The sequence below is a fragment of the Geodermatophilus chilensis genome (genome assembly GCF_002802985.1).
In the GTDB taxonomy this organism is placed as follows: domain Bacteria; phylum Actinomycetota; class Actinomycetes; order Mycobacteriales; family Geodermatophilaceae; genus Geodermatophilus; species Geodermatophilus chilensis.
Genome location: NZ_NVPT01000269.1, coordinates 1 through 3,922, shown reverse-complemented (window position 1 = coordinate 3,922; position 3,922 = coordinate 1). Strand labels below are relative to the sequence as shown.

At 77.5% G+C, this 3,922-nt stretch carries 4 protein-coding genes; 2 read left to right on the top strand and 2 right to left on the bottom strand.

Annotated elements, in window-relative coordinates; all coding sequences use genetic code 11:
- Positions 1–134: 134 nt before the first annotated feature.
- Together rpe and CNO22_RS25980 are read right to left on the bottom strand one after the other, a co-directional pair.
- Positions 135–809, bottom strand: a complete 675-nt coding sequence (gene rpe, locus CNO22_RS25985; RefSeq protein WP_100502137.1) for a ribulose-phosphate 3-epimerase — start codon at positions 807–809, stop codon at positions 135–137.
- Positions 810–834: 25 nt separating this feature from the next.
- Positions 835–1,509 (bottom strand): DUF1775 domain-containing protein, encoded by a 675-nt coding sequence (locus CNO22_RS25980; RefSeq protein ID WP_157937138.1) that lies wholly within the window; start codon positions 1,507–1,509, stop codon positions 835–837.
- Between the two features lie 190 nt (positions 1,510–1,699).
- Here CNO22_RS25980 and CNO22_RS25975 point away from each other — a divergent pair, with 190 nt between their 5' ends.
- Together CNO22_RS25975 and CNO22_RS25970 are read left to right on the top strand one after the other, a co-directional pair.
- The gene (locus tag CNO22_RS25975) at positions 1,700–3,067 is read left to right on the top strand and encodes a sensor histidine kinase (protein WP_157937137.1); all 1,368 of its coding nucleotides are present in this window, start codon (positions 1,700–1,702) and stop codon (positions 3,065–3,067) included.
- Complete coding sequence (locus CNO22_RS25970) at positions 3,064–3,708, top strand: response regulator (protein WP_100502134.1); 645 nt, start codon at positions 3,064–3,066, stop codon at positions 3,706–3,708. The genes CNO22_RS25975 and CNO22_RS25970 overlap by 4 nt, the downstream gene beginning before the upstream one ends.
- Positions 3,709–3,922 lie beyond the last annotated feature (214 nt).

Below are 3,922 nucleotides of genomic sequence, written 5' to 3'. Positions count from 1 at the left end.
AGATTGTATAAGAGACAGCCCGTCGGGGGCCAGCACCACCGCCCCCACCGCCGGGTTGGGGCTCGTGGTGCCGAGGACGCCCATGCCGAGCTCACGTGCCCGGGCCATGGCGGAGAGCTCGGCCGCGGAGACGCTCACACCGGCCGCGCCGCGGCGGCCTGCGCCCGCAGGCCGGCGATGGCGCGCGCCGGGTCGTCGGCGCCGTAGACCGCCGAGCCGGCCACGAAGACGTCGGCGCCGGCGGCGGCGGCCAGCTCGATGGTGTCGGCGTTGATCCCGCCGTCGACCTCCACCAGCAGCGTGAGGTGCCCGGTGTCGACCAGCTCCCGCGCGCGGCGCACCTTGGGCAGCGTCTCGGCGATGAAGCTCTGCCCACCGAAGCCGGGCTCCACGGTCATGACCAGCAGGGTGTCGAACTCGGGGAGCACGTCGAGGTACTCCTCCAGCGGGGTGCCCGGCTTGAGCGCCAGACCGGCCAGCGACCCGGCGGCGCGCAGGTCGCGGGCCACCGCGCGCGGGTCGCCGGTGCAGGCCTCGGCGTGCACGGTGACGTTGCGCGCGCCGACCTCGGCGTAGCCCGGAGCCCAGCGCGCCGGGTCCTCGATCATCAGGTGGCAGTCCAGCGGCACCGGGCTGACCGCCTGCACCGCCTGCATGACCGGCAGCCCGAAGGTCAGGTTCGGCACGAAGTGGGCGTCCATGACGTCGAAGTGCAGCCAGTCGGCGTCGGCGACCCGCTGGGCCTCCTCGGCCAGCCGGGCGAAGTCCGCCGACAGGAGGCTGGGTGCGATGAGGGGGGTGCGGGACACGTCCGCCGAGTCTAGGCGGGGGTGATCACCGCCCCGCGCGCGAGCGGCGGTACCAGAGGCCGCCGGCCACGGCGGCGACCGCCGCGAGCGCCGTCACCGCGACCGGCCAGCCGCTCCCCCTCCGGTCCTCGGCCGCGGCGGCCGCCTCGGGCGTGGACGCCGTGGGATCGGCCGCCACCGTCGGGGAGCCGGGAGCGGACGTCGGAGGCACCGCCGTCGCGGGCGGGGCCGCACCCGGGGCGACGACCAGGACCGGCGCGGGCAGCTCCGGCTCCGGCCCGCCGGGCACCTCCGGCTCGATCCAGGCGTCCTCGGTGCCGTCGGCGTAGGCCTGCACCGTCGGGAAGGCCAGCTCGGTCGCAGCGGCGGGCAGGGTCGCCACGGTGACGGCGTACTCGGCGTCCTCGCCGACGGGCAGCGCGGGCCCGCCGACGTCGAAGCCCTCCGCGGTCGGGGTGAGCACCCACCCGGCCGGCCCGGCGGCCAGCGTGACGTCGGCCGGGTCGATGCCGTCGGGCAGCTGCGTGCGCATCGCGGTGATGCCCGCGGCGGCCTCCGAGGCGGCGGAGAAGGCCAGTGTCACCGGCCCGGTGCCGGCCACGGCGCCCTCCGCGCTGACCTCCACGTGGGCGACCGCCGTCCCGGTTCCGGCGGCGAGCAGGACGGCGCCCATCAGGACGGTGGCGGTGGTCCGGCGCACGGCCGGCGGTCGAGGAGTCACGGTGCAGTGGTCGTCGGCGGGACACGCCCGGTTCCCGCGGCGTCGCACGGTGCCCGGGAGGTCGCCGTCCGTAGGACTCCCCGGGCGCGCCGAGGTCCGGCGGCCGCTCGGAGCTGCAGCGCGACGCGAGACCCCCGATACGGAACCGTCCCTCCCTATCGTTCCAGGCGTGGGCCGGGGGATGCGGCGGACGGCGGGACACCGAGCGGCACGGCGCTCCTCGGTGGTCGTCCCCGTCATCTGGTTCACCTGCGCCGGACTGGCCGTGACCCTCGCGCTGGCCCTGCTGACCGGGGTGCTCGCCCGCCGGGCCGGCCTCGAGCAGGGCACCCGGGCCTTCGAGAACCTCGCCCGCGTCACGGCCGCCACGCTCACGCCCGCCCTGGACGGCGACCCCGACCGGCCGCCCGCCGCCCCGGCGGGCCTGCGGACCCACGTCAGCGCGCTGGTCGCGGCCGGCCCGGTGGTCGCGGTGCGGGTGCGCGCCGCGGACGGACGGGTGCTCTGGGCCGACGACCGCAGCGTCGTCGGCCGGGTGGCCGCGCTGCCGCCCGACGCCCGGCGGGCCCTGGACGGTGGGTCGGTCGCCTCGCTGGTGGCCGAGCCCGGGGACCCGGGCGTGGTCGCGGGCCGCAGCAGCGGCCGGGTGCTGGTGGCCTGGGTGGGGGTGGACGACGTGCACGGCACCCCGCTGCTCGTCGAGTTCCACGAGAGCTACTCCGAGGTCACCGACCTCGCGCAGCGGACCTGGCGGCGCTTCGCGCCCGCCGCGCTGGGGGCCCTGGCGCTGCTCCAGGTGATCCAGGTGCCGCTGGCCTGGCGGCTGGCGTCGCGGCTGCGCCGCTCGCAGCAGTCCGAGGACGCGCTGCTGCAGGCCGCCGTGGACGCCTCGGACGCCGAGCGGCGCCGGATCGCCGGTGAGGTGCACGACCACGTCGTCCAGGACCTCACCGGGGTGGCCTACGAGCTCGACGCCGCGCAGATGCGCGGCCGGCCGCGCAGCGCCGAGGACGCCGAGCTGCTGGAGCGGACCGCGACCGCGGTGCGCCGGACCGTCGAGGACCTGCGCGCCCTGCTCGTCGCGCTGATCCCGACCCGGGGCGCCTTCCGCGGCGGCCTGCTGCCGGCGCTGCAGGTGTTGGCCCAGGAGGTCGGCCGCTCCGGCACCCGCGTCTCCGTGTACGCCGACGCCGCCCGGGACCTGCCCGGGCCGACGGCCGCACTGCTCTACCGCTGCGCCCAGGAGGCGCTGCGCAACGTCACCACGCACAGCCGGGCGAGCTCGGTCGAGGTCGTCGTCACCCGAGACCAGGGAGTCGCCACCATGCGGGTCGAGGACGACGGGCAGGGCTTCGACGAGAGCCGGCTGGCCGAGCGGGCCGCGGCCGGCCACGTCGGGCTGCGCGCGCTGGGCGAGCTGCTCGTGGACGCGGGCGGCTCGCTGACGCTGGCGAGCGCCCCGGGCGAGGGCACCCGGCTGGTCGCGACCGTGCCGCTGGCCACCACCGCGCCCCTGACGGCCGGAGCGGCGCGGTGATCCGCGTGCTGGTCGTCGACGACCACGCCGTCGTCCGGCGGGGCATCTCCAGCCTGCTGGCCGCCGCCGACGGCCTGGAGTGCGTGGGCGCGGTCGGGGACGGCGACACCGCCCTGGAACTGGTCGAGCGGCTGGACCCCGACGTGCTGCTGCTGGACCTGTCGATGCCGGGCCGGGACGGCGTGACGGTGATCCGCACGCTGCGCGAGCGCGGCCGCACCACCCCGGTGCTGGTGCTCACCTCCTTCGGCGAGCCGGACCTGGTGCTGCCCGCCCTGGTCGCCGGGGCCGACGGCTACCTGCTCAAGTACCAGGACGGCGAGTCGATCCTCGACGCGGTGCGCTGCATCGCCGCCGGGGGGGCGCCGGTCGACCCGATGGTGACCTCCGCGCTCCTCGCCGACCTGCGCGACCGCGGTCAGGGCGACCTGCTCACCGACCGCGAGAAGGAGGTGCTGGAGCTGGTCCGGCAGGGCCTGCCGAACAAGGTGATCGCCCGCCGGCTGCGGATCAGCGAGGCCACCGTGAAGAGCCACGTCACGCGCATCCTGCAGCGCATCGGCGCCACCGACCGCACGCAGGCGGCGCTGTGGGCCGAGCGCCGGCTGCGGCCGGCCGGACCGCACCGGACGACGGGATGAGCGGCCCCGGCCGGCACCGGAACCGGCGCGTCGCGGGCCCGCCGCCTGACCCGCAGCGGCGCCCGGTCCTGCTGCACTACGCGCCGGCCACCCGCTCGCCGCGTAGTGCAGCAGGACCGCGTTGACCAGGCCGGAGGCGCCGGTGCCGACGATCGCCCGGGTGAGCGCCACGGTGGTGTCGACGGCGGCGTGCGCCGGCACCCGCAGGTCCAGC